Origin of the sequence: Streptomyces scopuliridis RB72, from assembly GCF_000718095.1 — a bacterium.
GTDB lineage: Bacteria > Actinomycetota > Actinomycetes > Streptomycetales > Streptomycetaceae > Streptomyces > Streptomyces scopuliridis.
The window spans coordinates 1-25,653 of record NZ_JOEI01000030.1 but is presented as its reverse complement, the minus strand read 5'-3'; the positions used below and the strand labels follow the sequence as shown (position 1 = coordinate 25,653).

Below are 25,653 nucleotides of genomic sequence, written 5' to 3'. Positions count from 1 at the left end.
CGGAGTGGCGGCCCGCGCAGGCTATCTTCAGCGCCCGCGCAGGCGCCGCACGAGGATGCTCGCGTCGCCGCGCGATTCGAGGTCGGCGAGGACCACGGCGACGGCCTCGCGGACGATCCGGCCGCGGTCCACGGCGAGTCCGTGCTCACCGCGCAGCACGAGCCGCGCGTGTTCGAGGTCCATCAGTTCCTCGGCCGAGACATAGACCGTGATCTTCTCGTCGTGCCGTTCGCGTCCGCTGGGGCGGCGGTTGGCGCCACGTCCCCGGCGGCGCTGCTGCCCGCCCTGCGGCCCGGCGGCCCCCGGCTGGCCCTGACCCTGCCCCTGGCCCGCGGAGGACGCGGAAGCGGCCTCCTGCGGCCGTCGTCCCTTCACCGCGGAGGCGGCCTGCTCCGCGTCGGCGGTCCGGCTCCGGGACGGCGCCTGGGCGTCCGTACCGGCGGCGGAGTGCTCCTCCACCGCGGTGGAGGAGGCGGCGCCCGCCGCGTCGCCGGACGGATCGCTCTCGCCCGCCGGAGCGGGCACCCGGGGCTCGCCGTTGGCGTTCCTGCGCCGGTCCGCCGGCGAGGAGGACTGCAGCGCCATGCCCCCGGTCGTACGGAACAGCTCGTCGGCCCCGGGCAGACTCACTCGGCGTGACACCGGGCGAGCACCTCCCTGGCGAGCTGGCGATACGCGGCGGCGCCCACGGAGTTCGAGGCGTACGTGGTGATCGGCTCACCGGCGACCGTGGTCTCCGGGAAGCGTACGGTCCGCCCGATCACCGTGTGGTAGACGTGATCGTCGAAGGCCTCGACCACGCGCGCGAGGACCTCACGGCTGTGCACCGTACGGGAGTCGTACATCGTGGCGAGGATGCCGTCGAGTTCCAGCTCGGGGTTGAGCCGCTCCTGGACCTTCTCGATGGTCTCCGTGAGCAGCGCCACCCCGCGCAGCGCGAAGAACTCGCACTCCAGCGGCACGATCACCTTGTGCGCGGCGGTCAGCGCGTTCACGGTCAGCAGACCGAGCGAGGGCTGACAGTCGATCACGATGTAGTCGTAGTCCTGCATCAGCGGCTTCAGCGCCCGCTGGAGCGTGGACTCGCGCGCCACCTCGCTCACCAACTGCACTTCCGCGGCCGAGAGATCGATATTGCTCGGCAGCAGGTCCATGTTGGGCACGGCGGTCTTCAGCAGCACCTCGTCGGCCGCCATGCCCCGCTCCATGAGCAGGTTGTAGACGGTGAGGTCCAGCTCCATCGGGTTCACACCGAGACCGACCGACAGGGCTCCCTGCGGGTCGAAGTCGACGAGCAGCACACGCCGGCCGTACTCCGCGAGCGCGGCACCCAGGTTGATGGTCGACGTCGTCTTGCCGACGCCGCCCTTCTGGTTGCACATCGCGATGATCTTCGCGGGGCCGTGGTCGGTGAGCGGGCCCGGGATCGGGAAGTACGGCAGGGGACGCCCGGTCGGGCCGATCCGCTCGCGACGCTGGCGGGCGGCGTCGGGGGCGAGGGTGGCCGCGTACTCGGGGTCGGGCTCGTACTCGGCGTCGGGGTCGTAGAAGTGCCCCTCGGGCACTTCGTCGTAGTCGGCGAATGGAGTGGACTCTCGGCCACCCTCGTTGCCGGCCATGGCGTTCACGTGTTGGCCGTCCATCATCTGGTGGGCTGTCGTCATGTGCTGGTGGGTGGCGAAGGTGCGGACCGCTACGGAGCCGACAGCCTTGAGCCCGGACGACGGGCTCTGGCTCCTCACAGGCATTCCTGATTGACCACCCCCGGGAGTAAATGTCGACTCATTCACAAGTCGTCTTACCTCCTTGGACGGGACCAGGAAACTTATCGATAGGTCAGCGTGGCACCATGCCGACGGTTGGCGACTCTATGGCGTGTCACCGCTTCGCAGCAACACAATCCGCCGGACCCGGCCCGATGTGTCGGCAACGGAACACCTCTCTGTCAAGGGCGCACAAGCCTCTCACCAAGGCGTGCCCGGCATGTTTCGCCGACGCGCGAAACGGTTGAAAGCATTACGTTCGAGGCGTGTTGACCCGCCGTTCGGCGGCCACCGGACACGCGTACGGCCGGACCTCGCTGCGCAAGATCCGGCCGCTGGCGCGATGTTGACGAAGCGCGTTGACACATCAGCCCAGAAGCGCGGCCAATTCGGCGTGATCCAGCCCATGGGCCTCGGCGACCTCGCGGTAAATGACCTGGCCCTCATGGGTGTTGAGGCCCCTGGCGAGCGCCGGGTCCCGGCGCAGCGCGTCGAGCCAGCCGCGGTTCGCGAGCTCCACGATGTACGGCAGCGTGGCGTTGGTCAGCGCGTACGTGGAGGTGTGCGGGACGGCGCCCGGCATGTTGGCCACGCAGTAGAAGACCGAGTCATGGACCCGGAAGGTCGGCTCGGCGTGCGTCGTCGGCCGCGAATCCTCGAAGCAGCCGCCCTGATCAATCGCAATGTCGACAAGTACACTTCCGGGCTTCATCTTGGCGACAAGCTCGTTGGTGACCAGCTTCGGCGCCTTCGCGCCGGGGATGAGAACGGCCCCGACGACGAGGTCCGCCTCGACAACCGCCTTCTCCAGTTCGAAGGCGTTGGAGACAATGGTCTGGACCTTCGTGCCGAAGATCCTGTCGGCCTCGCGCAGCTTGTTGATGTCCCGGTCGAGCAGCGTCACATGGAAGCCCATACCGACGGCGATCTGCGTGGCGTTCCAGCCCGAGACACCGCCGCCGATGACGACGGCCCGGCCGGCCGCCGTACCGGGCACACCGCCCGGCAGCACGCCCCGGCCGCCGGCCGAGCGCATCAGGTGGTACGCGCCGACCTGCGGCGCCAGCCGGCCCGCGACCTCGGACATCGGGGCGAGCAGCGGCAGCGCGCGGTTCGCGGTCTCGACGGTCTCGTACGCGATGGCGGTGGTGCCGGAGTCCAGCAGGGCGTCGGTGCACGCGCGGGAGGCGGCGAGGTGCAGATACGTGAACAGCGTCTGGCCCTTGCGCAGCCGGTGGTACTCCTCGGCGACCGGCTCCTTGACCTTCAGCAGCAGATCGGCGGCGGCCCAGACCTCGTCGGCGGTGGCCAGTATCCGGGCGCCGGCCGCGTCGAACTCCTCGTCCGTGATCGAGGAGCCGGAGCCGGCGTTCCGCTCGATGACGACCTCATGCCCCTGGCGTACCAGCTCATGGACGCCGGCCGGGGTGATGGCCACCCGGAACTCGTTGTTCTTGACCTCGCGGGGGATACCGACCAACACGGCAGATCACGGTCCTTGGCTCAGGGGATGTCCGGGGGATGTCCAGGGGCGATCCCATACATACCCGGGCACGCGTGGCGCACGGGCAGACGCCGCGGGGGGTGCGGCGTAGCCAGTTTAATGAAGGATTTGTTGGTGTCTAGCCTTGCAAAGCATCAATCCCCAGCCGAAGCGCTACGGATTTCGTAGGTGTTTTCCCTCCGTTTCCAGCAGACGATCGGCCGTGGCCCGGTGCAGCCTCGCCGCGGTCGGATCGCCGAGCCGGTCCAGGGTGTCGGCCAGCCTGAGCTGGAGCGCGGCCTGGAGCCGTTCGTCCCCGGCCAGCCGCGCCCACTCGACCGCCTCCTGGCAGGTGCGCAGCGACTCCTGCGGCCGGCCCGCGTACTCCTGGACCCGGGCCGCCTCGCTCAACGCCCGCGCCTGGCCCGGGAGATCGCGCAGCCTGCGGTAGCCCGCGGCGGCGGCCCGCCAGTTGCGCAGCGCCTCGCCGTACAGCCCCGCGTAGGTGAAGACGGTGCCGAGGCGGCCGTACAGCCGGGCCTCGTCGGCGCGCTCGCCCCGGCTCAGCCGCTGCGCGAGCGCCCTGCCGTACCAGTCGGCGGCCCGCTGCCAGTCCCGCAGATCCTGGTAGGCACCGCCTACGGATTCCATCGCGCGGCCGGTGGCGTAGAGATCGTTCGCGGTCCTTCCCGCGTCCAGCGCGGCGCGGTAGCGGGCGAGCGCGTCCTGCGTACGGCCGGTCTGAGCGTCCAGATCGCCGATGTTCAGCAGCGCGGCGGCCTGCTCGCGGTGCAGCTCGCGCCGCTCGGCGATATCGAGCACCAGCTGATGGAGCCCGTACAGCTCGGGCGCCGCCGCCTCGGTGCCCCGGTGCGCGGCCAGCGCCCTGACCAGCGCGGCCACCAGCCGCCTGGCCAGCGTGTCCAGCTCACCGTCGGCGACCGCGAGCCGGGCGGAGGCCAGCAGCGCGGGCTGTCGCGCGCACAGCCATCCGGCCGCCGCCGCGGCGTTCGGGAAGCGCAGCGCGCGGGGCAGTTCGGCCAGCTTCTTGCGGGCCGGGGAGCCGTCGGGGTCGGTGACGGCGCGGCAGGACTGGAGCAGCCGTACGCTCCGCTCCAGCATCCGCGCGCGGGCGAGCTGCACCTCGGCGGGCCGGTCGTGCTCCTCCATGACGGCGCGCAGCAGCGGGACCAGACAGCCGGGGACCTCGTACTGCTCGGTGTCGACCGCCCGGAGCAGTCCCCGGGCGGCGAAATCGTCCAGTGTGGTCCTGGCGGCCGAGACCGAACAGCCGGCCAGCGCGGACGCGGTGTGCGCGTCGGCGAGGCCCGCGGGGGCGAGGGCGAGCAGTCGCAGTATCCGGGCGGCGGGCGACGGCAGGGTCTCGTAGACGAGATGGAAGGCGCGCGCGAGCGGCCGTTCGCCGACGGGCCGGTCCCAGTCGTGGGGCAGGGCCCGCAGCTGTTTGGTCACATCGGCGACGGACGCGGTGGGCCGGGCGGCGAGCCAGCCGCCGGCCAGCACGAGCGCGGAGGGCTGCCCCCCGCACTCCTCGGCCAGCGACTCGGCGGCCTGCGGATCGACGGTGATCCGGACGGCGCCGGTGAACCGGCCGAGAAGCTCGATGGCGGCCTTGGCGTCCATCCCGCCGAGCGTGCACGGACGGACGTCGGGGATCCCGGTCAGCGGGCCCTGCGCGACCGCGACCACCAGGCAGTCGGGGTTGTCGGGCACCAGCGGATCGACCTGCTCGGCGTCGACGGCGTCATCGAGGAGCAGCAGCACCCGCCGCGCGGAGAGCGCCTCGCGCACCATCTCGGACAGCTCGTCCTCGCCCGCGCCGGGCGGGGTGGCGAGGCCGAACGCGTTGAGGATCTCGCGCGCGGTGCGCTCGGTGGGCACCGGCTCGCCGCCGGGCTCGGTGAGCCGGGTCCGTACGACACCGTCCGGATAGCCGCCGCGCAGCTGGCGGGTCAGCTCCTCGGCCAGCGCGGTACGGCCCGAGCCGGGCCGGCCCGCGATCAGCAGCACCCGGGCGCGCGGCTCCTTGCGGCCGGAGAGCGTGTTGAGCCCGGCCCGCTCGATGTCGCCGCGCAAGGCCTTGAGTTCCCGCTGCCTGCCGAAGAACGCCCGCTCGTCGGACGGCGGTCCCACGGGGCCCGTCCGGGCGGAGGGGGGCGGCGGCTCGACCGGCCGCGTGAGATCGGGAGGGGGGACGGCCGGCTCGGCGGGAATGACCGGGGAGAGACACCCGGCTCCGGGTCCCGACGGCAGACCACCCGGCCCCGACGGCGGATCCCCCTGCCCGGACCGCGGAGCGCCGTCCCCGGGGCCGGTCTCCGCCGGGACCGGACCGGCGGGTCCGTCGGAACCGTCCGCCAGGTCTGATACGTCCGTGCGCGTGCCCACGCACACCGCCTGCCGCGTGTCACCACGCTCCGTCACACCGTCCGGCGCCGGCCTGGCCGTACCACTCGTGCTCACGGCGTCGATCGCGTCCTCGGGATCCTCCGGGACACTCACCCGGGCCGTACCTTTCGTCTCGGAACCCGCTGCCGCCCGCTTCTCGGCGGCCGATGTGGAACGGCTCCGCCGCTTGTCCGACGGCCCGTCAGTTTCACTCGCTCCCACGGCGGTTGGCTTCCCGCTCCGGGTGCTGCCGCGCTTTCCCCCGGCGCCCGGACGGCCGGGGCCACTCACATCCACCGCCTGATCCGTCACGGGCCACGCTCCGTCCGCCTGCGCACGAGCCGAGCCCGGCGGGTCTCCGCACGGGCGGTACGAGCGTAGTTCACTCTCAGCGACGAGAACGGTAGAGCGTGGCCGATATGTCCCCCAATCGGATCAGCATTTTTTCAGACTGGAGAATCATCCGACGCCCGGGCGCAGAGGCCCCGGTTCAGGACCGATTCAGGATTCGAACGGACGCGCGGGCCAGGGCGCCTCGGCCGGCCGGAGCGACTCGATACCGTCGCCCGCCAGCGCCGCGGTGAGCGCGAGCACCCCCACCGCCAGGCAGTTGTTGTGCAGTTCCCCGGCGAGCACACCCCGTACCAGCTCCGCCGTCTCCACCCGGGCCAGCTCCATGTCCGCCTCCTCCTCGGAGACTTCGAAGCGCTCGCCCTCCGCCTCCGACAGGCCGCGGGCGAGGAAGATCCGTACCGCCTCGTCGCAGCCGCCCGGCGTGGTGTAGACGTCCGTCAGCACCCGCCAGTCCTCGGCCTTGACGTGCGCCTCCTCGTACAGCTCGCGCTGGGCGGCGTGCAGTGGATTCTCGCCCGGCACATCGAGCAGACCGGCCGGGATCTCCCAGAGCTTCTGGCGGACGGGGTGCCGGTACTGGCGCAGTACAAGGACCCGGCCCGCGTCGTCCAGCGCGAGGATCGCCACGGATCCGGGGTGGACCTGGTAGTCGCGCGACACGACCGTACCGTCGGGCATGACCACATCATCCGTACGGACACTGGTCTTGTTGCCGCGGAAGGGCGTCGAGGTGGCGGTGACCCGCCACTCCTCGGGGGCGTCCTTGATCGTCATGAAAGCGTCCTCCCACACAGTGGCGCACAAGCGGAAACCGGGGCACAGGTCCCGAAAGACCCGTGCCCCGGCTTCCACCGTATCGCTTGGAGAACTGCTCAGGACTGGGCGGTCACCGGCTCCACCGGCGTCCGCTGCCCGCCCTGGTCCGCGCCGGCGCGCGCGGCCTGCCGGCGCTCGACCGCGGCCTTCACCAGCCCGGCGAAGAGCGGATGCGGCCGGGTCGGCCGGGACCGCAGCTCCGGGTGGGCCTGGGTGGCGACCAGATACGGGTGCGTGGTCCGCGCGTACTCGACATACTCGACCAGCTTGTTGTCCGGGGACGTGCCCGAGAAGACCAGCCCGGCCTTCTTCTCCAGCTCCGCGCGGTACGCGTTGTTGACCTCGTAGCGGTGGCGGTGGCGCTCCTCCACATACGGCTGGTCGTCATAGACCTCGCGCACGATCGAGCCCTCGGCGAGCTTCGCCGGGTAGAGACCGAGCCGCATCGTGCCGCCCAGGTCTCCGGCGCCCTCCACATAGGCGAGCTGCTCCTCCATCGTGGAGATCACCGGGTGGGCGGTGCCGGAGTCGAACTCCGTGGAGTTGGCGTCGGGGATCCCGGCGACATTGCGCGCGGCCTCGATGACGATGCACTGGAGGCCGAGACAGAGCCCCAGCAGCGGGACCTTGTGCTCCCTGGCGTACTGGATGGCGCCGACCTTGCCGGTGACCCCGCGCTCGCCGAAGCCGCCGGGGATCAGGATCCCGTCGACGTCGGCCAGCTGCCTGGCGGCGCCGGCCGGGGTCTTGCAGTCGTCCGAGGTGACCCACTTGACCTTGACGCGCGCCTTGTTCGCGAAGCCGCCGGCGCGGATCGCCTCGGTCACCGAGAGATAGGCGTCCGGGAGGTCGATGTACTTGCCGACCAGCGCGACGGTGACCTCGTGGTCGGGGTTGTGGACGCGGTCCAGCAGATCGTCCCAGACCGTCCAGTCCACATCGCGGAACGGCAGATCCAGCTTGCGCACCACATAGGCGTCCAGGCCCTCGGTGTGCAGCACCTTGGGGATGTCGTAGATCGACTTGGCGTCCACGCAGGCCACCACGGCCGCCTCGTCGACATCGCACATCAGCGAGATCTTGCGCTTGATCGCGGTCGGTACGTCGCGGTCGGCGCGGAGCACGATCGCGTCCGGCTGAATACCGATGTTGCGCAGGGCAGCGACCGAGTGCTGGGTCGGCTTGGTCTTCAGCTCGCCGGAGGGGCCGATGTACGGCAGCAGCGAGATGTGCACGACGAAGACGTTGTCGCGGCCGACCTCGTGGCGCACCTGGCGGACGGTCTCCAGGAACGGCAGCGACTCGATGTCGCCGACCGTGCCGCCGACCTCCGTGATGACCACATCGACATCGTCGGCCGCCATGCGCCGGATGCGGTGCTTGATCTCGTTGGTGATGTGCGGAATGACCTGGACCGTGTCGCCCAGGTACTCACCACGCCGCTCCTTCGCGATGACCTGCGAGTAGACCTGGCCGGTGGTGACATTGGCCGAGCCGTCGAGGTCCACGTCGAGGAAGCGCTCGTAGTGGCCGATGTCCAGGTCGGTCTCGGCTCCGTCGTTGGTGACGAATACCTCACCGTGCTGGAACGGGTTCATCGTGCCCGGGTCGACGTTCAGATACGGGTCGAGCTTCTGCATGGTGACCCGCAGACCACGCGCCTTGAGCAGCGCGCCCAGACTGGAGGCGGTCAGGCCCTTGCCGAGGGAGGAGGCAACACCCCCGGTGACGAAGAGGTGCTTGGTCGTCGAGGATGTCGTGGATCGGTTCGGCATGGCCAAGAGGGGGCTCCCGTGGTCGCGGTCTGAGGTGCGTGCCGGTGTCCCGGTCGAAGACTGAAGGGACTTCCGTCGCTGCGGGTACGGGGCCCCATTGCGTCGCAGGGAGTCCACCGGTCCACGGGCTACCAGGGTATCAGCGCCGAAGGGAGGGTGCTTCCGGCCACGCGCCGCCACCCGCATCCGATGAGCCTTTCCCCCGAGTCAGCCTTTTTCCCCACAGTCACCCTTGGCCTACCCGTTCGGCGGACCGATGTTGTCGGGACCGTGGCGCAGAGCCCCGTCGTGCGTCGTATCCTGCTCAAACATTCGCTGCCGAGTCCGGCCGGCATCGGCACCATCCCCGCCCGATTTCCCGGAAATAGAGCTCGTCAACGACCCTTGACCGAAGTACGCGCCCCACGGGGCGGACATGGCCGTTCGACTGGAGATGCACGTGGCCGGGCGCATCGAGGATTACGCACTCATCGGAGACATGCAGACCGCTGCCCTGGTCTGCCGGGACGGCACAGTCGACTGGCTGTGCCTGCCCCGCTTCGACTCGCATGCCGTGTTCGCGGCTCTGCTCGGCACCGATGAGCATGGTTTCTGGCGGCTGGGACCTGCGCACCCCGCGGGTTCCGTGCCGCCGCGGGCCACTCGGCGCCGCTACCGCGGAGACTCACTGATTCTCGAATCGGAGTGGGACACCCCCCGCGGCACCGTGAGAGTGACCGATTTCATGCCGCCGCGTGACGGCGCTCCGCAGGTGATCCGGATCGTGGAGGGCATCAGCGGACGGGTGCCGATGCGGTCCGCGCTGCGGATGCGGTTCAGTTACGGGCGGGTCGTGCCGTGGGTCCACAAGGTGGACAACCGCACGGTCGCCGTCGCGGGGCCCGACTCGGTCTGGCTGGATACGGACGCCGAGACGTACGGCAAGGACCTCACGACGTACTCCGACTTCACGGTGGCGCCGGGCGACCGGATCGCGTTCACGATCAGCTGGCAGCCCTCGCACCGGCAGCCGCCCGCGCTGCCCGACCCCGAGGGTTCGCTGGAGGCGACCTCCGACTTCTGGCGTGAATGGGTCGAGCACTGCACGTACCACGGCCCCTACCGGGAGGCGGTGGTCCGCTCGCTGATCACGCTGAAGGCGCTGACCTACGCGCCGACGGGCGGGATCGTGGCGGCGCCGACGACCTCTCTCCCGGAGGAGATCGGCGGCGTACGGAACTGGGACTACCGCTACACCTGGCTGCGCGACGCCGCGATCACGCTCTCCTCGCTGCTGCGCACCGGCTACCGCGAGGAGGCCCGCGCCTGGCGCGAGTGGCTGCTGCGCGCGGTCGCAGGTGACCCGGAGAATCTGCAGATCATGTACGGGATCGCGGGCGAGCGCGAGCTGGGCGAGGCGGAGCTCGACTGGCTGCCCGGCTATGAGCAGTCGGGCCCGGTCCGGGTCGGCAACGGCGCCGCGCACCAGCTCCAGCTGGATGTGTACGGCGAGGTCACCGAAGCGCTGCATCTGGCGCATATGACCGGTCTGGCCCGTAATGACTACGCCTCGGTGCTCCAGCTCAAGCTGATCCAGTATCTGGAGAAGCACTGGGACCAGCCGGACGAGGGCATCTGGGAGGTGCGCGGTCCGCGCCGGCACTTCGTGCACTCGAAGGTGATGGCCTGGGTCGCGGTCGACCGCACGATCAAGCTGATCGAGTCGGGCGACGCCGACGGGCCGCTGGAGCGCTGGCGCGAGATGCGGGACGACATCCACCGCGATGTCTGCGAGAAGGGGTACGACAAGGAGCGGAACACCTTCACGCAGTCGTACGGCTCCAAGGAGCTGGACGCGTCACTGCTGCTCATTCCGCAGATGGGCTTCCTGCCGCCGGACGACAAGCGGGTCATCGGCACGATCGAGGCGATCCAGCGGGAGCTGTCCACGGAGGACGGCTTCGTGATGCGGTACCCGACCTCGGGCGAGGAAGCCGGGGTGGACGGTCTGGAGGGCGACGAGGGCGCGTTCCTGGCCTGCTCGTTCTGGCTCGCCGACGATCTCGCGATGATCGGGCGGGTGGACGAGGCCAGGAAGCTCTTCGAGAAGCTGCTCGCGCTCCGTAACGATCTGGGACTGCTGGCCGAGGAGTGGGACTCCCGGCTCCAGCGCCAGGTGGGGAACTTCCCGCAGGCGTTCAGCCATGTCCCGCTGATCGACACGGCGCTGAGGCTGACGGCCTCGGGGGCGTACGGCGGCTGATGCCCGCCCGGGGCCCTCGTGGCTCCTGTGGTCCCCGCGACTCCGGGGCCCGGACGACGGTGGGTAATCTGCCGTGGTCCGGGCCCCGCGCGCTTTTCCAGTAGCCTCCGGCGTCATGGACAGTCAGGGCGGAATCACCGTGCGGCGGGCCCTTGAGCTGCCCGGGCTCCGGGCCGGCCTGCCCGAGGTCGTCGCCTGCGCGGACCGGCTGGACCGTACGGTGCGGTGGGTGCACGCGGGCGAGGTGCCGTACATCGCGTCCCTGCTCAAGGGCGGCGAGCTGCTGCTCACCACGGGGCTCGGGCTGGGCAGCCGCCCGGCCGAGCAGCGGGTCTTCGTGCGCCGGCTCGCCGAGCGCGGGATCGCGGCGCTGGTGGTGGAGCTGGGGTCCCGGTTCGACCGGCTGCCCGCGACGATCGTGGAGACGGCGCGGGCGGCCGGGCTGCCGCTGGTGCAGCTGCACCGCGCCCCGTGCCGTGGCCGCCGCCGGGCACATCCACCAGCACCGCCCCGGCGGGGGGCCCCCCCCCCCCCGCCCCCCCCTCGGCCCCGCTGAGGATGTGGGGGCGGCTCCGGGGGGCGGGGGCGGCCCCGGCGGCGGGGCGCCCCGCCGGGGCGGTGCTGGTGGATGTGCCCGGCGGCGGCCACGGCACGGGGGCGGTACGGGCGCGGCTGGTGCTGCCCGCCGTATCGGCGCCGCCGCTGCCGGTGCACCGGCTGGCGGCCGAGCGCGCGGCGGACATCCTGGCGGTCGTCCTGATGCAGGCCCGCCAGGAGGAGGAGCTCGCGGCGCGTGGCCGTGGCGACTTTCTGACAGATCTCGCGGAGGGCCGGATCCTCGCCGAGGACGCGCCCGCGCAGGCGAAGGTGCTGGGTTTCAAGCCGGGTGAGGGGCCGCTGCTGCCGATGGTGATGCGGCTGGCCCCCGAGTCGGCCCCGTCCGGACCGTCCGGCAACTGGGCGCTGCTGGCCAGGGCCGTGCTGGAGGAGCTGTCGTCGGTGGGGGTGCCGGTGCTGCTGGGCGTACGGCCCGTGGAGGGGCGGGTGCCGCTGCTGCTGGGGCTGCGCACCGAGTCCGAGCGTACGGCGGTGGCCGACCGGGTCGCGACGGCGCTGCGCGCGGGCGTGGAGCGGGCCGGACTGGAGCGTCCCGGGGCGCGGCCGCCGGTGGTCGTCGTCGGTGTCGCGGGCGGCTGGGCGGCGGCGAGCGCGGGGCTGCGGCACGCGGCGGAGACCGCGACGGCGGCCCAGGGGCTGCCGGACCGCGCCTGGTACGACGCCCGCCGGCTGGATATCGATCTGCTGCTGTGGCGGCTGCGTGAACACCCCGATCTGGCGGCCTTCGTGGACCGCGCGATCGGCCCGCTGCGCGCGCACGACCGCACCTCACGCCCCGCGCTGCTGCCGACCCTTGAGGTCTATCTCGCCCACGCGGGCCGCAAGGCGGAGACGGCGCGCGAGCTGCATCTCAACCGCCAGACGCTCTACAACCGGCTGGCGCGGATCGCGGAGCTGCTCGGCACGGACCTGGACGATCCGCAGACGGTACTGGCCCTGAGCCTGGCGCTGCGGGCGAGGCGCCACACGCTCTGACGCGGCCGGGCTCCTGGTTCAGCGGAATCGCTGGGGCTGCGTCAACTCGTCGTAGACGCACAGCACTTGAGCGATGGTCTCGTCCTCCGTCGGCCAGCTCGTCGCCTGCGCCCGGCCCGCCGCGGCGAGTTCCTGGCGGCGCTCGGGATCGGCGAGGAGTCGTATCACCGCGTCCGCGAGGGCCGCCGCGTCCCCGTACGGTACGAGTTCCGCCGCGTCGCCGACCAGTTCGGGAACGGCGCCGACCGCCGTGGCGACCAGCGGCACCCCGAGCCGCAGCGCCTCCTGCGCGAGCACGGAGCGGGCCTCCCAGCGGCTGGGCAGCAGCGCGACATCGGCGGCGGCGAGGAGTTCGGAGATGTCGTCGCGGCGGCCGATGAGCTGTACGGGCAACTCCGCGTTCTCGATTCGGCGCTGGAGCCTGGCGCGCTCCCGTCCCTCGCCCGCGATGACGACCAGCGGCATGGGGTCGAGGCGACGCCAGGTCCTGGCCGCGTCCAGCAGCGTGTCGTACCCCTTGTCCGGTACGAGACTTCCGACGGCCATCAGCAACGGGCGGTCGACCGCGCCGAGTTCGGCGCGCGACTTGTTCTCGGGACCGTCGGCGGGCCAGTGGGGCGCGGGCACCGCGACCGAAGCGAGACGGGCGTCGCGGGCCCCTCGCTCCCGGGCCCGGTCGACCAGTTCCGAGGAGGCGCCGAGCACAACGGCCGCCGCTCTGGCGGCCCTTCGCTCCATCAGCCGCAGCAGCCGGCCGCGCGGCCCTTCGGCATGCGCGCGGGAGTGCCAGGTGACGACCAGCGGGACGCGCAATCCGCCGAGCGCGATCGCGGTCCGTACGGCGGCGTGCACGCCGTGCGCGTGCACCACGTCCGCGCCGGCGCAGGCCGCCCGCAGAGCCGCGACGGCCGCCGGATCACTGCGTCGGGGTACGGGTACGTGCCGCGCCCCGGCGCCGCGGAAGTCGTAGGCGCGGTCGAGTTCGGCGGGGGCGCACACCGTCACCCGCACTCCCCTGGCCACCAGGCCGGCCGCCAACGAGCGTACGTGCGCGCTGCTGCCCGCACTGCCGCCGCCAAGTACCTGGACCGTACGCAGTTGTGTCACGTGGTCAAGGCTCCTGGATCGGGAATGGGGGACTGAGGGACGGTCAGGGTGTCCGGAGCGGCGCGGCCCGGACGCCCGAGAGTCGCTGCGCCAAGGATGCCAGTCCGTACGCACGTTCCGGCACCGCCGGGGCGTCGTTCGTGTGTCCGGCGCCTCAACTCGGCGCCCGGATCACTCACATGGGTGAGGACGCGCGTCGGCCGACCCGGTCACCGTACGCCGTCGCGGCGACAACGCCCAGTGCGTGAACCGCCAGCCCGGCCCAGCCGTTGCCCGCGACGACCGCGGCGCCGAGAGCCGCGCCGAGCGCGTGGGCGCCGGTGTCGCCGAGCATCGTACGCTCGGCGAGATCGTCGGCGATGACGGCGGCGGCGGCGCCGACGGGCACGGCCGCCAGAGCCCCCGCCGTACCGCGCCGAAGCAGGCCCGGAGCGCCGAGGGCGAGCACCCCGGCACAGGCCCGTCCCGGGCGTACGTCCAGCAGATTGACGCAGTGCGCGCTGCCGGCGATCACCACGCCGGCCAGGATCCGGTCGACCGGCCGCTCCTTGAGCAGCCCGCCCGCGACGAGCGCGGCGGCCCCGATGCCCAGCAGTTTCACCGCTCCGCTGGTCATCTCTCCGGCGCGCAGGGCAGTCAGATGCGCCCGGAAGCCCCGGCGCGGATCACCGGCGCCCGCCCGGTCGTCGTACGCCCTGCAGGCCGCGGCGGCGAGCACGGCCAGCACGACGGCTCCCCGCGCACCGGCCGGGACGGCGGCCCCGGCGGCGGCGCCGAGGGCGGTCGCGGGGCCCGCGTACAGATCCACCGTGCGCCCGGCGTAGTTGGTACGCCGCCCGAACTCCAGGCCTCCGGGCGCCCGTTCACGGAGCACTTCGTATACGGCGCGCGTGACCCCCAGCGCGGTGACGAACGCGGCGGTCCTGCCGCCCCTGGCTGCCATGCGGTCAGCCTAGGGCCTGTCTTCAAAGTCCCGCCTGCCCGGCGACGCCCGGCACGCACGCTCGCGGCATTGTCGGGATCACCCCAGTACGTCCCGTACTGGGGAGCCCCTCCGCCTTGCGATCGCACGCACCGCGGCGACATCTGGCCGCTGCCGCGGCGGGCGCCGGGCCCGCCCTTCGGGCGGACGGCGCTACTTTGAAGACAGGCCCTAGGCCGTGGCGTGCGGCGCCAATCCGTACCCCTAGCCGCCGGAGGCGGCACCGCGCGCCGTGGCGAGCAGTTCCTCCGCGTGCGCCCGCGCCGTTTCCGAGTCCTCCTGGCCCGCCAGCATCCGCGACAACTCCCGTACCCGGTCCTCGCCTTCCAGGACCGTCACCCCGGAGCGCGTCACCGAGCCGTCCACCGTCTTCTCGACCAGCAGCTGCCGGTCGGCGAAGGCGGCGACCTGCGGAAGGTGCGTGACCACGACCACCTGCGCCGAGGTGGCCAGCTTCGCCAGCCGCCGGCCGACCTCGACCGCCGCCTTGCCGCCGACGCCCGCGTCCACCTCGTCGAAGAGATACGTCGGCACCGGATCCGACCCCGCGAAGACCACCTCCACCGCGAGCATCACCCGCGACAGCTCACCGCCGGACGCGCCCTTGGCGATCGGCCGGGGCTGGGCGCCCGGGTGGGGGGCCAGCAGCAGTTCGACCTCGTCGACGCCGTGCGGCCCGTACACCACCGCGCGCCCGCCGACCTCGACGCCGTCCGCCTCGTCGGCGGACTCGGTCTGGCGGATGTCGAACGAGACGCGCGCGTGCGGCATGGCGAGCGAGGCCAGCTCGGCCGTGACGGCCTGCGCGAAGAGCGCCGCCGCCGCCGTACGCGCGTCGGTCAGCGCCTGCGCGAGCACGGACAGCTCGGACCGCAGCGCGTCACGCTCGGCCGTCAGCTCGCCGATCCGTTCGTCGTCGCCCTCCAGCTCGGTCAGCCGCGCGCTGCTCTCCTCGGCCCAGGCCAGGACGGTGGCGATGTCCTGGCCGTACTTGCGGGTCAGCCCGGTGAGCGCGGCCCTGCGCTCCTCCACGGCGGCCAGCCGCAGCGGATCGGCGTCCAGATTGTCCGCGTATCCGGCGAGTTCACCGGCCACATCCGCCAGCAGGATGGAGATCTCGCCCATCCGCTCTGCGAGCCCGGCCAGCGCGGGGTCGTGGGACCGTACGGCCTCCAGCGCCCGGCCCGCGCCCCCGACCAGGGTCGTCGCGTCGACGCCCTCCGGGTCCTCGGGGTTGCCGGCGAGCGCGGCGTGCGCGACGGAGGCCGCGGACGCGAGCGCTTCCGCGTGGCCGAGGCGCTCGGCCTCCGCGGCGAGTTCGGTGTCCTCCCCCGCCCTCGGCTCGACCGCCCCGATCTCGTTCAGCCCGAAGCGCAGCAGATCGGCCTCCTGGGCGCGCTCACGGGCCCGGGTGGTCAGCTCGTCCAGCTCCGAGGCGACGGCGCGCAGCCTGCGGTACGCCTCCGTGTACGCGGCGTACGGGACGGCGACCGCGTCGCCCGCGTACCGGTCGAGCGCCTTGCGCTGCCGAGCGGGCCGCAGCAGCCCCTGCTGGTCGGTCTGGCCGTGCACCGCGACCAGGTCGTCCGCCAGCTCGGCCAGGACGCCCACGGGCACGGAGCGCCCGCCGAGATGGGCGCGCGAGCGCCCCTCCGCCGAGACGGTTCTGCTGATGAGCAGCGCCCCGTCCTCCAGCTCCGCCCCCGCCTCCTCGGCGCGCAGGGTCGCCGGAGCACCGGCGGCGAGGGTGATCCGCCCCTCCACGACCGCCGACTTCGCGCCGATCCGCACGAGGGCGGGATCGGCGCGTCCGCCGAGCAGCAGTCCGAGACTGGTGACGACCATGGTCTTGCCCGCGCCGGTCTCACCGGTCACCGCCGTGAAGCCGGGTGACAGCTCGACGACCGCGTCGTCGATGACTCCGAGCGACCGTATCCGCATCTCCTCCAACACGGTCATGACCATACGAGGTCCGGGAGGCCGCGCGCGACGGACCCCACCCCCGATTCCCTCGACCGGGCAGTGTCCGGGCGGCGCGCGGCCTGAGTGATACGTACCGAATCCACCCGGAAACACCCCTATGTCATGGTGGCCCGGCCAATCTTGCCAGTCACGCCGCCGGCCGGTCCCGTCAGTGCGGCGCCCCGCGCCAGCCGGACACCGGCAGCGCGAACTTGGCCACCAGCCGGTCGGTGAACGAGGCGTGATGCAGCCGCGCCAGCCGTACGGGGACGGCTCCGCGCCGTACCTCCACCCTCGCTCCCGGCGGCAGCTCCACGGTCCTGCGCCCGTCGCACCACAGCACCCCGTGCGGGGTGTTCGCCTGCACCTCCACCGCCAGCACCGTGGTCGGCGAGGTCACCAGCGGCTTCGCGAAGAGCGCGTGCGCGCTGATCGGCACCATCAGCAGCGCCTCGACCTCCGGCCAGACGACCGGCCCGCCGGCCGAGAAGGCGTACGCCGTCGAGCCGGTGGGGGTGGCGCAGACGATCCCGTCGCAGCCGAACGCGGTGACCGGCCGCCCATCGATCTCCAGGACGACTTCGAGCATCCGCTCCGGTGAGACCTTCTGTACGGCCGCCTCGTTGAGCGCCCAGTCCCGGTGGACGACATCGCCGTTGCTGCGCACGACGACATCGATGGTCATCCGCTCCTCGACCTCGTAGGAGCGCGTGACGACGCGGTTGACGACCTTGTCCAGATCGTCACGTTCCGCCTCGGCGAGAAAGCCGACCCTGCCCAGATTGACCCCGAGCATCGGGACGCCCGAGGCCCGCGCGAACGCGGCGCCGCGCAGCAGCGTGCCGTCCCCGCCGAGCACGATCAGCAGCTCGCAGCCGTCGAGCGCGGCCGGGGTGGCGTCGGGGACCGTCTGCACGGACTCCGGCAGCGGCAGGTCGACCGCCTCCGTCGCCAGGACCCGTACGCGCAGACCGCTGCGTACCAGTCCGTTCACGACCAGTTCCGCGCTGCGGATCGCCGCTGGTCTGCCGGTGTGGGCCAGCAGGAATACGGTGCGTTCTGCGTTCGACGTCAACGGGGTCCCTCCGCCACTGCGCGGTCGACATCGGCCGGATCCAGTTCGGGTGCTCCGGCCTTGAGCCACAGAAAATACTCAACATTTCCGGAGGGCCCCGGCAGCGGACTGGCGGTGACTCCCCTTACCCCGAGGCCGAGTTCACCGGCGCGCCGTGCCACGGTCCGTACGGCCTCGGCGCGCAGTTCGGGGCTCCGTACGACCCCTCCGCTGCCCAGCCGCTCCTTGCCCACCTCGAACTGCGGCTTGACCATCAGTACGAGATCGGCGTCCGGGGCGGCGCAGCGCACCAGCGCGGGCAGCACCACCCCCAGCGCAATGAACGACAGATCCCCCACGATCAGATCCACGGGCTCCCCTTCGATCGCTTCGAGCGTCAACTCACGTACGTTCGTACGATCCTTGACGGTGACGCGTTCATCGCTCCGCAGCGACCAGGCGAGTTGGCCGTAACCGACGTCCACCGCGACGACATGGCCGACTCCGGCCCGCAGCAGGACATCCGTGAAACCGCCGGTGGACGCGCCGGCGTCGAGCGCCCGCCGGCCGGCGACCTCAAGGCCGAGCGGTACGAAGGCGGCCAGCGCTCCGGCGAGTTTGTGCCCGCCGCGCGAGACGTAGTCGGGATCGCCGTCGTCCTCGGTGACGACGACGGCGGCGCTGGTCTCCACCTGGGTGGCGGGTTTGGTCGCGGTGGTGCCGCCGACGGTCACCCGGCCCGCGGCGATCAGCTGGCTCGCGTGCTCACGCGAGCGCGCGAGGTTACGGCGTACCAGCTCGGCATCGAGACGGCGGCGTGCCAGTCCAGCCACGTTCGGTTCAGCTCCTGTGGTCGTACGCGGGAGAAGTCAGCGGGGCGTCGGCTGCCCCCGGGGCCCCTGGGCGTCGAGCGCGGTCAGTGCGTCGCGCAGGCCCCCGTGTACATCCTCGTACACCTCGACATGGCCGTCCGCAGGGAGGTGGTCGGCGTCCGCGAGCCGGGTCAGCAGCGTGTCCACCTCGGCGTCGCCGGTCGGGACCCGCTCCAGGCCGAGGGGCCGGGGCGCCGCGGGGTCGGTGGCGCCGGGTCCGGCCGCGCCGGTCTCGCGTTCCGGCTCCCGCTCGTGCCGCTCCTCGGGCCCTCGCTCGTACCGTTCCCCGGGCCGTTGCCCGGACCCTTGCCCGGCCGGGCCCGCCATCGAGTCGCTCATGCCCAGACGCTACCGCGAAGCACTGCGGTACCGTCGATCGCGATGGCGACGACGGAGGAGTGCCGCAGCGCACTCGACAAGCTCTCTGACAATCTGGCGCAGGCGGACGGAAAGGTCCGCACCGCGGCCGGCTTCGACCGCTCACTCAGCTGCCACATCACGGATCTGGACGTCACGTTCACCGGCCGGCTGGTGGACGGCCGGATCGTGGTGACCGACAGCGTGGAGGGACCACCACGGGAGAAGGCCGAGATCAGACTCGCCATGACGGGCGACGACCTGGTGGCGCTGGTTGACGGTGAACTGAACTTCGCCCGCGCCTGGGGCTCGGGCCGGGTCAGGCTGGAGGCCGGTTTCCGCGATCTGCTGCGGCTGAGGTCGCTGCTCTGAGGGATCCGCGCCAGGACCTGCCGGCCGCGTTCACTTCCCCGAGGGGACGGCTACGGGCCGCCGCGCCCGCCGCCCCGCCGGCACCACCAGTGGCGTACCGGTCTCCGGATCGTCGATGACCTGGCAGCGCAGCCCGAACACCTCCTCCACCCGCTCCGCCGTGACGACGTCCGCCGGAGTGCCCTCGGCCACGATCCGGCCGTCGCGCATCGCGATGAGGTGGGTGGCGTACCGGGCCGCGTGGTTGAGGTCGTGCAGGACGGCGACGAGCGTGCGGCCCTGTGTCTCGTGCAGTTCGGCGCAGAGGTCGAGCACATCGATCTGGTGCTGGATGTCGAGGAAGGTGGTCGGCTCGTCCAGCAGCAGCAGCGGCGTCTGCTGGGCGAGGGCCATCGCGATCCAGACCCGCTGGCGCTGACCGCCGGACAGTTCGTCGACATAGCGACCGGCGAGTTCACCGACGCCGGTCGCCGCCATCGATTCCTCGACAATCCGCTCGTCCTCCGGCGACCACTGACGCAGCAGCCCCTGGTGCGGATAGCGCCCGCGCGCCACCAGATCGGCGACCGTGATGCCGTCGGGCGCGATGGACGACTGCGGCAGCAGCCCCAGGGTCCTGGCGACCTTCTTGGCGGGCAGGGAGTGAATGGCCGCGCCGTCCAGCAGTACGCGCCCGTCGGACGGCTTGAGCATCCGCGAAAGCGCGCGCAGCAAAGTCGACTTGCCGCAGGCGTTCGGTCCCACGATCACCGTGAACGACTGGTCGGGGATCTCGACCGACAGGTCGCGAGCGATGATCCGCTGGTCGTAGCCGAGGGTCACCGATTCCGCGATGAGGCGCTGCATCGTCATCAGGTTAGGTTAGCCTACCCTCGCAACCGATCTCGCTGAGGGAAAGGCGAAGAGGCCCCATGACCGACGCCCCCTTCCAGTTCTTCACCGCCGAGGTGCTCCGCACGGAGCGCGTCACCCCGTCGATGGCCCGCGTCGTGCTGGGCTGCCCGGACTTGGCGCGCATGGCCACGGCCGGACGCGACCAGCGCGTCAAGCTGTTCCTGCCGCGGCCGGACGAGCGCGAGCCGGTCATGCCGGATCCGGCGCGGTCCGACTGGTACGACGCCTGGCGCGAACTCGATCCGGACGTACGCGGCATCATGCGTACGTACACCGTGCGCGAACTGCGCCGTGACCCGGATGAGTTGGTGATCGACTTCGCCCTGCACGGTACGGAGGGCAACGGCGAAGGCAGCAGTGCCGGTTGTGGCGGCGGTTGTGGTGGTACGGCCGTGGACGCCGCGTCAGGACCCGCCACGCGCTGGGCGCGAGCGGCCCGGCCCGGCGCCCGGATCGCCGTACTGGCACCGGTCGTCGAGGAGAACGCCGGCTATGACTTCCGGCCCCCGGACGGCGCCGACTGGATCCTGCTGACCGCCGACGAGTCGGCCCTGCCCGCCATCGCCGGGATCCTGGAATCCCTGCCGCCCGGTATGCCGACCCGGGTCTGGATCGAGGTCCATGACCCGGCCGACCGCCAGGAACTCCCCACCAAGGCCGCCTCCGAGATCGTCTGGCTGACCCGCGACCACCACGCGTCGCCCGCCACCGCGGACGCGATCCGCGCCGCCGCTCTGCCCGGGGGCACCCCGTACGCCTGGATCGCCGGTGAATCGGCGACGGTGAAGGCCGTACGCCGGCATCTCGTCGGCGAGCGCGGCTTCGACCGCAGGGCCGTCACGTTCACCGGCTACTGGCGCCGGGGTGCCTCCGAGGACCATCTGCTGGGCGCCGGAGAAGAGGCGTAGCCACCCGCGAGCTATAGACCGAGCTTCGCCAGCGCCTTGCCCGCGTCCAGCGTGCAGGACCCGTCACCCGCGTCCGTCCAGGCCGCCGCGCACAGCGCGCGCAGCCCGTCCAGCGCCGCGCCGTCCCCGTCGAGCACCAGCGCGCCACCGCTGACGTACGCGGTCCACCCACCGCAGCCGAAGGCTCCCGTGGCACCCGTGGCACCCGTGACGTCGGTGACATCGGTGACTTCGGGCTGACCGGTCAGCAATCCGCGCAGATCCGCGTCCACATACGTCGGCCGATGCTGGGGCTCGGCGGTCAGCAGCTCCGCCGCGTCCGTCACACCGGTCAGGACGAGCAGCGAGTCGACCCCGCCGTTGAACGCCCCCTCGATGTCCGTGTCCAGCCGGTCCCCGACGACCAGCGCACGCTTCGCCCCGGTCCGCAGGATCGTCTCGCGATGCATCGGGGGCAGCGGCTTCCCCGCGACCTGCGGCTCGGCGCCCGTCGCGATCCGTACGACCTCGACCGCCGCGCCATTGCCCGGCATGATCCCCCGCGCGCTCGGAATCGTCAGATCCGTATTGGACGCGAACCACGGCACGCCGCGGTTGATCGCGTAGCACGCCTCGGCGAACCGTCCCCAGGCCAGATCGGGCCCCCCGTACCCCTGCACCACGGCGGCCGGATCGTCGTCGGCCGACTCCACCGGTTCGAGGCCGCGCTCGCGCAGCGCGATCCGCAGCCCGTCCCCGCCGATGACCAGCACTTTGGACCCCGGCGGCAGCTGCTCGGCGATCAGCCGGGACACCGCCTGCGCCGAGGTGATCACATCGGCGGGGTCGGCGGGCACACCGAGCTCCGTCAGATGCGCGGCGACGGTGTCCGGCGGACGGAGGGCGTTATTGGTGACATACGCGAGCCGCATCCCCGCGTCCCGGGCCGTGTTGAGCGACTCGACCGCGTACGCGATGGCCTCCCCGCCCGCGTACACGACCCCGTCGAGATCGAGCAGAGCCGTGTCGTACGCCTCGTTCAGCGCGGTCGTGCTCCCGCTCGGCCTGGTCCTGCTCTGCTGGCTCATCCGTCTTACGCTCCTCGTTCGGGTCATCCCCCCGATCATCGCTCATCCCCGTACCGCACATACGATGCCCGCATGAACACAACAGGTCCCGCGGACAAGGGGCTGCGGCTGATCCCGTTCCGCGGACTCCGCTACGTCCCCGAGCGGATCGGCAGTCTCTCCGCGGTGACCTCGCCGCCGTACGACGTGGTCGTCAGGCCGGACGGGCTGCACCATCTGGAGTCGGCGGATCCGCACAACATCGTCCGGCTGATCCTGCCGCAGGCCACCACCCCCGCGGACCGCCACCGCCAGGCGGCGTCGACGCTGGAAGAGTGGCTGTCGGAGGGCGTCCTCGCCCCGGATCCGGAGCCCGCGCTGTACGTGTACGAGCAGCGCAGGGGCGAGCTGCTCCAGCGCGGGGTCATCGGGGCCCTGGCCCTCTCCGCCCCGGCGGACGGCATCGTGCTGCCGCACGAGGACGTGATGCCGGATGTCGTGGCGGACCGCGCGGCCCTGATGCGGACGACGGCGGCCAATCTGGAACCGCTGCTGCTGACCTACCGGAAGGGGGACGAGACGAGCGGCGCGGCGGCTGTCATCGAGCGCACCATCAGCCGTTCCCCGCTCCTCGCCACCACCACGGAGGACGGTTTCAGCCACCGGCTGTGGTCGGTCACCGACCCCGGAGACCTCGCGGAGATCACCGATGACCTCGCCCACCACCAGGCCCTGATCGCCGACGGTCATCACCGCTGGGCGACGTATCTGCGGCTGCGGGACGAGCACCCGGTCCCCGGGCCCTGGGGCTACGGTCTGGTGCTGCTGATCGACACAGCCCGTTACCCGCTCCAGGTCCGTTCCATCCACCGGCTGCTGCACGGGCTTCCTGTCGACCGGGCGGTGGCGGCGCTCGCGGGCTCCTTCCGGATCCGTACGGTCGACGGGCCGCTGCCCGAGGCCCTCGACGCGCTGGCCGACGCCGCCGCCTCGGGCAACGCGTTCCTGCTCGCCGGGGACGGCCGGTTCCAGCTGGTCGACCGGCCGGATCCGAGCCTGCTCGCGCGTACGGTCCCGGCCGACCGGCCGGCGGCCTGGCGGAGCCTGGACGCGACGGTCCTCCATGCCACGCTGCTCGACCACATCTGGCGAATCCCGGACGCCCCGGAGCACATCGCCTACATCCATGACACCGAGGCGGCCGTCAGCAAGGCGGAACACGACGGCAGCACGGCGGTCCTGATGCACCCGGTACGCGAGGACGTCGTACGGGAGCTGGCGCTCCAGGGCGTCACGATGCCGCGCAAGTCGACGTCCTTCGGCCCGAAGCCGGCGACGGGGCTGGTGCTGCGGAGCCTGGCTCTCGGCTGACGTCGATCCGGCCCTGGCCCGACATACGTGTGGGCGGCACCCCGGCCGGGATGCCGCCCACACGTTTCGTCACTCAGCCCTTGTCGTGGCTGTCCTTGTCGTCGGCCTTGTTGTCGGCTTCGACCTCGGCCTGGATCTCGTCGTCGATGTCCTCGTCGATGTCGCCGTCGACATCGACATCGGCCTCGGCTTCGGCCTCGACGCCGCCGCCGACGCCGGTCTCGACCACGGTGCCGGGCTCGTCCTCGTCCTCACCCAAGGCATCGACGAACTCGACGCCATCCAGCTCGGCCAGACGGTCCGAGGCATCCGTCGCCCCGTCCTTGTCCGCCTCGATCGTCTTGCCGAACCACTCCCGCGCCTCGTCCTCACGCCCGGCCGACAGCAGGGCGTCGGCATACGCGTACCGCAGCCGCGCGGTCCACGGCTGCACGGAGTTCGAGGCCAGCTCGGGGCTCTGCAGGGTCACGATGGCGGCGTCGATCTGCCCCATGTCCCTGCGCGCCCCGGCCGCGACGAGCCGCATCTCGACCTGGCCGGCCTTGTCGAGCTTCTGCACCTCGGGCTCACCGGCCATCGCCATCGCACGCTCGGGACGGCCGAGGCCGCGCTCGCAGTCCGCCATGACGGGCCACAGATCGACGCCTCCGGTCATCCGCCGCGCCGCCCGGAACTCGGCCAGCGCCTCGGCGTACTTCTGCGTCGCGTACGCGGCGAAGCCGGCGGCCTCGCGTACGGCGGCGACCCTGGAGGCGAGCCGCAGCGCGATACGGGAGTACGCGTAGGCCTGCTCGGGGTCCTCGTCGATCAGCTTCGCGACCATGACGAGGTTCCTGGCGACATCCTCGGCGAGCGTCTTGGGCAGGCTCATCAGCTCCTGCCGAACGCTCTTGTCGATCTCGTCGCCCGTGACGTCCTCGGGGATCGGCAGCCGCTTGATGGGCTCGCGGTCGCGGTCCCGGTCGTCCCGGCGCTCGTAGCCGCCCCCGCGACTGTCGTCACGGCCCCGGTATCCGCCGCGGTCCCCGCCCCGGTCGTCGCGACGCCCGTAGCCGCCACCGCCACCGCTGCTGGGACGCCCGCCCCGGTCATCACGGCGCGGGCCACTGGGACGGTCGTCCCGACGCCCGTAACCGCCGCCACTGCCACCGGTCGGACGGCCACCGCGACTGTCGTCACGACGCGGTCCGGAGGAACGTTCATCCCGACGGAAGCCGCCCGGCCGGTCGTCCCGCCGGTCGTCGCGGCGGAATCCGCCACGGTCGCTGTCCCGGCGAGGACCACTGGGCCGGTCATCACGACGGAAACCACCGGACCGGTCGTCACGACGCGGGGTGCTCGGACGGTCATCGCGACGCGGACCCGACGGACGGTCATCACGCCGGTCATCACGGCGGAACGCGGGACGGTCGTCGCGGCGGTCATCCCGACGCGGACCGGCAGGGCGGTCATCGCGCCGGTCGTCGCGGCGGAATCCACCGCGGTCGCTGTCCCGGCGAGGACCACTGGGCCGGTCATCACGACGGAAACCACCGGACCGGTCATCACGACGCGGACCCGACGGACGGTCATCGCGACGGTCATCAGGACGCGGACCGGCAGGGCGGTCATCCCGACGCCCGAAGCCACCACGGTCGTCAGAACGACGCGGAGTGCTCGGACGGTCGTCACGACGTCCGTATCCGCCGCCACCGCCACCGGAAGGCCGACCGCTGCCACCGGTAGGCCGGCCACCACGGCTGTCGTCCCGGCGGCCGTAACCGCCTCCGCTGGAACCGGCGTTGGGGCGACCACCACGATCGTCCTCACGACGCGGACCGCCGGGGCGGTCATCGCGACGGGGGCCGCTCGGCCGGTCGTCACGCGCACCGCGATACCCGCCACCGCGATTGTCATCACGGCGGTTGTTGTCATCACGACGGAAACCACCACGGTCCCGATCATCACGCCGCGGTCCGCGCTCGCGATCGTCACGACCTCCGCGGAAGCCGCCCCGGTCACCGCTGTCCCTGCGGCGCTGATCGCGCTCAGGACGGTCGTCGGAGGAGTTGGGGGACATCGGTTGGGCTCCTGTCTTCGGGTACCGCAGTCATTCTCGCGCAGTCGGCCTTCCGATGCGCTTCGGGTGAAAAGGGGTGGAAACAAAAAAAGACCCGTGATCCAGCGTGAACGCTGGACCACGGGTCCATGAAAGATTGTTCGGCGGCGTCCTACTCTCCCACAGGGTCCCCCCTGCAGTACCATCGGCGCTGTGAGGCTTAGCTTCCGGGTTCGGAATGTAACCGGGCGTTTC

Annotated in this window: 18 protein-coding genes, 1 rRNA gene and 3 pseudogenes; 5 read left to right on the top strand and 17 right to left on the bottom strand. The window is 72.0% G+C overall.

Annotation, left to right across the window (positions count from 1 at the left end; all coding sequences use genetic code 11):
- Window positions 1–27: 27 nt before the first annotated feature.
- The 6 genes and pseudogenes from IF11_RS0130040 to IF11_RS0130015 form a co-directional block, all read right to left on the bottom strand.
- Window positions 28–630, bottom strand: a complete 603-nt coding sequence (locus IF11_RS0130040; RefSeq protein WP_030354917.1) for a hypothetical protein — start codon at window positions 628–630, stop codon at window positions 28–30.
- Window positions 627–1,748: a ParA family protein gene (locus IF11_RS0130035; RefSeq protein ID WP_030354916.1), complete on the bottom strand. Its 1,122-nt coding sequence runs from the start codon at window positions 1,746–1,748 to the stop codon at window positions 627–629. The genes IF11_RS0130040 and IF11_RS0130035 overlap by 4 nt, the downstream gene beginning before the upstream one ends.
- Window positions 1,749–2,130: 382 nt before the next feature.
- A complete protein-coding gene (gene ald, locus IF11_RS0130030; RefSeq protein WP_030354915.1) occupies window positions 2,131–3,246 on the bottom strand; it encodes an alanine dehydrogenase in 1,116 nt (371 codons plus the stop codon).
- Between the two features lie 155 nt (window positions 3,247–3,401).
- Window positions 3,402–5,400, bottom strand: a pseudogene (locus IF11_RS0130025) (AAA family ATPase).
- Between the two features lie 756 nt (window positions 5,401–6,156).
- The gene (locus IF11_RS0130020; protein WP_030354913.1) at window positions 6,157–6,783 is read right to left on the bottom strand and encodes an NUDIX domain-containing protein; all 627 of its coding nucleotides are present in this window, start codon (window positions 6,781–6,783) and stop codon (window positions 6,157–6,159) included.
- A 98-nt stretch (window positions 6,784–6,881) separates the two neighbouring features.
- Window positions 6,882–8,600 carry a CTP synthase gene (locus IF11_RS0130015; protein ID WP_051746361.1) on the bottom strand — a complete coding sequence of 573 codons (1,719 nt, stop codon included), beginning with the start codon at window positions 8,598–8,600 and terminating at the stop codon, window positions 6,882–6,884.
- 415 nt (window positions 8,601–9,015) lie between these two features.
- Between IF11_RS0130015 and IF11_RS0130010 the strand changes: the two genes are divergently transcribed.
- Together IF11_RS0130010 and IF11_RS37140 are read left to right on the top strand one after the other, a co-directional pair.
- Window positions 9,016–10,842, top strand: coding sequence for a glycoside hydrolase family 15 protein (locus tag IF11_RS0130010; RefSeq protein ID WP_030354911.1), 1,827 nt, complete (start codon window positions 9,016–9,018; stop codon window positions 10,840–10,842).
- A gap of 115 nt (window positions 10,843–10,957) precedes the next feature.
- Window positions 10,958–12,435 (top strand): annotated as a pseudogene (locus tag IF11_RS37140) (PucR family transcriptional regulator).
- An 18-nt stretch (window positions 12,436–12,453) separates the two neighbouring features.
- Here the strand turns inward: IF11_RS37140 and IF11_RS0130000 are convergent.
- From IF11_RS0130000 to IF11_RS40490, 6 genes are all read right to left on the bottom strand, one after another.
- Window positions 12,454–13,542, bottom strand: a complete 1,089-nt coding sequence (locus IF11_RS0130000) for a glycosyltransferase family 4 protein (protein WP_030354910.1) — start codon at window positions 13,540–13,542, stop codon at window positions 12,454–12,456.
- Between the two features lie 175 nt (window positions 13,543–13,717).
- Complete coding sequence (locus tag IF11_RS0129995) at window positions 13,718–14,485, bottom strand: hypothetical protein (protein ID WP_030354909.1); 768 nt, start codon at window positions 14,483–14,485, stop codon at window positions 13,718–13,720.
- 243 nt (window positions 14,486–14,728) lie between these two features.
- Entirely contained in the window at window positions 14,729–16,483 is a 1,755-nt protein-coding gene (gene recN, locus IF11_RS0129990) for a DNA repair protein RecN (protein ID WP_030354908.1), read from the bottom strand.
- 172 nt (window positions 16,484–16,655) lie between these two features.
- Window positions 16,656–17,561 (bottom strand): NAD kinase, encoded by a 906-nt coding sequence (locus tag IF11_RS0129985; protein ID WP_030354907.1) that lies wholly within the window; start codon window positions 17,559–17,561, stop codon window positions 16,656–16,658.
- A complete protein-coding gene (locus IF11_RS0129980) occupies window positions 17,558–18,373 on the bottom strand; it encodes a TlyA family RNA methyltransferase (RefSeq protein WP_030354906.1) in 816 nt (271 codons plus the stop codon). Before IF11_RS0129980 ends, IF11_RS0129985 begins: the two co-directional genes overlap by 4 nt.
- Window positions 18,374–18,409: 36 nt before the next feature.
- Window positions 18,410–18,751, bottom strand: a complete 342-nt coding sequence (locus tag IF11_RS40490; RefSeq protein ID WP_078490998.1) for a hypothetical protein — start codon at window positions 18,749–18,751, stop codon at window positions 18,410–18,412.
- Window positions 18,752–18,793: 42 nt separating this feature from the next.
- Here IF11_RS40490 and IF11_RS0129970 point away from each other — a divergent pair, with 42 nt between their 5' ends.
- On the top strand, window positions 18,794–19,141 hold the full coding sequence (locus IF11_RS0129970; RefSeq protein ID WP_030354904.1) for an SCP2 sterol-binding domain-containing protein: 348 nt from the start codon (window positions 18,794–18,796) through the stop codon (window positions 19,139–19,141).
- 30 nt (window positions 19,142–19,171) lie between these two features.
- Here IF11_RS0129970 and IF11_RS0129965 read toward each other — a convergent pair whose 3' ends face one another.
- Window positions 19,172–19,987, bottom strand: coding sequence for an ABC transporter ATP-binding protein (locus tag IF11_RS0129965; protein ID WP_030354903.1), 816 nt, complete (start codon window positions 19,985–19,987; stop codon window positions 19,172–19,174).
- Between the two features lie 65 nt (window positions 19,988–20,052).
- Between IF11_RS0129965 and IF11_RS0129960 the strand changes: the two genes are divergently transcribed.
- Window positions 20,053–20,943 (top strand): siderophore-interacting protein, encoded by an 891-nt coding sequence (locus IF11_RS0129960; protein ID WP_030354902.1) that lies wholly within the window; start codon window positions 20,053–20,055, stop codon window positions 20,941–20,943.
- Window positions 20,944–20,954: 11 nt separating this feature from the next.
- On the opposite strand, the gene IF11_RS0129955 is transcribed toward IF11_RS0129960, so the two are convergent.
- Window positions 20,955–22,010, bottom strand: coding sequence for an HAD-IIA family hydrolase (locus IF11_RS0129955; protein WP_030354901.1), 1,056 nt, complete (start codon window positions 22,008–22,010; stop codon window positions 20,955–20,957).
- 72 nt (window positions 22,011–22,082) lie between these two features.
- On the opposite strand from IF11_RS0129955, the gene IF11_RS0129950 reads away from it, so the two are divergent.
- Window positions 22,083–23,360, top strand: a complete 1,278-nt coding sequence (locus IF11_RS0129950; RefSeq protein ID WP_030354900.1) for a DUF1015 family protein — start codon at window positions 22,083–22,085, stop codon at window positions 23,358–23,360.
- 73 nt (window positions 23,361–23,433) lie between these two features.
- Here IF11_RS0129950 and IF11_RS41690 read toward each other — a convergent pair whose 3' ends face one another.
- The 3 genes and pseudogenes from IF11_RS41690 to rrf all read right to left on the bottom strand — a co-directional run.
- A complete protein-coding gene (locus IF11_RS41690; RefSeq protein ID WP_037728958.1) occupies window positions 23,434–24,231 on the bottom strand; it encodes a tetratricopeptide repeat protein in 798 nt (265 codons plus the stop codon).
- A 234-nt stretch (window positions 24,232–24,465) separates the two neighbouring features.
- Window positions 24,466–25,026: pseudogene (locus IF11_RS43435) on the bottom strand (DEAD/DEAH box helicase); the annotation flags it as partial.
- Window positions 25,027–25,557: 531 nt separating this feature from the next.
- A 5S ribosomal RNA gene (rrf, locus tag IF11_RS37985) occupies window positions 25,558–25,653 on the bottom strand; the annotation flags it as partial.

What these genes read in the sequence shown, in the direction of transcription:
- IF11_RS0130035 (WP_030354916.1), bottom strand. Translation starts at nt 1,748, where the DNA reads ATGCCTGTGAGGAGCCAGAGCCCGTCGTCCGGGCTCAAGGCTGTCGGC.
- IF11_RS0130020 (WP_030354913.1), bottom strand. Translation starts at nt 6,783, where the DNA reads ATGACGATCAAGGACGCCCCCGAGGAGTGGCGGGTCACCGCCACCTCG.
- IF11_RS0130015 (WP_051746361.1), bottom strand. Translation starts at nt 8,600, where the DNA reads ATGCCGAACCGATCCACGACATCCTCGACGACCAAGCACCTCTTCGTC.
- IF11_RS0130010 (WP_030354911.1), top strand. Translation starts at nt 9,016, where the DNA reads ATGGCCGTTCGACTGGAGATGCACGTGGCCGGGCGCATCGAGGATTAC.
- IF11_RS0129995 (WP_030354909.1), bottom strand. Translation starts at nt 14,485, where the DNA reads ATGGCAGCCAGGGGCGGCAGGACCGCCGCGTTCGTCACCGCGCTGGGG.
- recN (WP_030354908.1), bottom strand. Translation starts at nt 16,483, where the DNA reads ATGACCGTGTTGGAGGAGATGCGGATACGGTCGCTCGGAGTCATCGAC.
- IF11_RS40490 (WP_078490998.1), bottom strand. Translation starts at nt 18,751, where the DNA reads ATGAGCGACTCGATGGCGGGCCCGGCCGGGCAAGGGTCCGGGCAACGG.
- IF11_RS0129970 (WP_030354904.1), top strand. Translation starts at nt 18,794, where the DNA reads ATGGCGACGACGGAGGAGTGCCGCAGCGCACTCGACAAGCTCTCTGAC.
- IF11_RS0129965 (WP_030354903.1), bottom strand. Translation starts at nt 19,987, where the DNA reads ATGCAGCGCCTCATCGCGGAATCGGTGACCCTCGGCTACGACCAGCGG.
- IF11_RS0129960 (WP_030354902.1), top strand. Translation starts at nt 20,053, where the DNA reads ATGACCGACGCCCCCTTCCAGTTCTTCACCGCCGAGGTGCTCCGCACG.
- IF11_RS0129955 (WP_030354901.1), bottom strand. Translation starts at nt 22,010, where the DNA reads ATGAGCCAGCAGAGCAGGACCAGGCCGAGCGGGAGCACGACCGCGCTG.
- IF11_RS0129950 (WP_030354900.1), top strand. Translation starts at nt 22,083, where the DNA reads ATGAACACAACAGGTCCCGCGGACAAGGGGCTGCGGCTGATCCCGTTC.
- IF11_RS41690 (WP_037728958.1), bottom strand. Translation starts at nt 24,231, where the DNA reads ATGAGCCTGCCCAAGACGCTCGCCGAGGATGTCGCCAGGAACCTCGTC.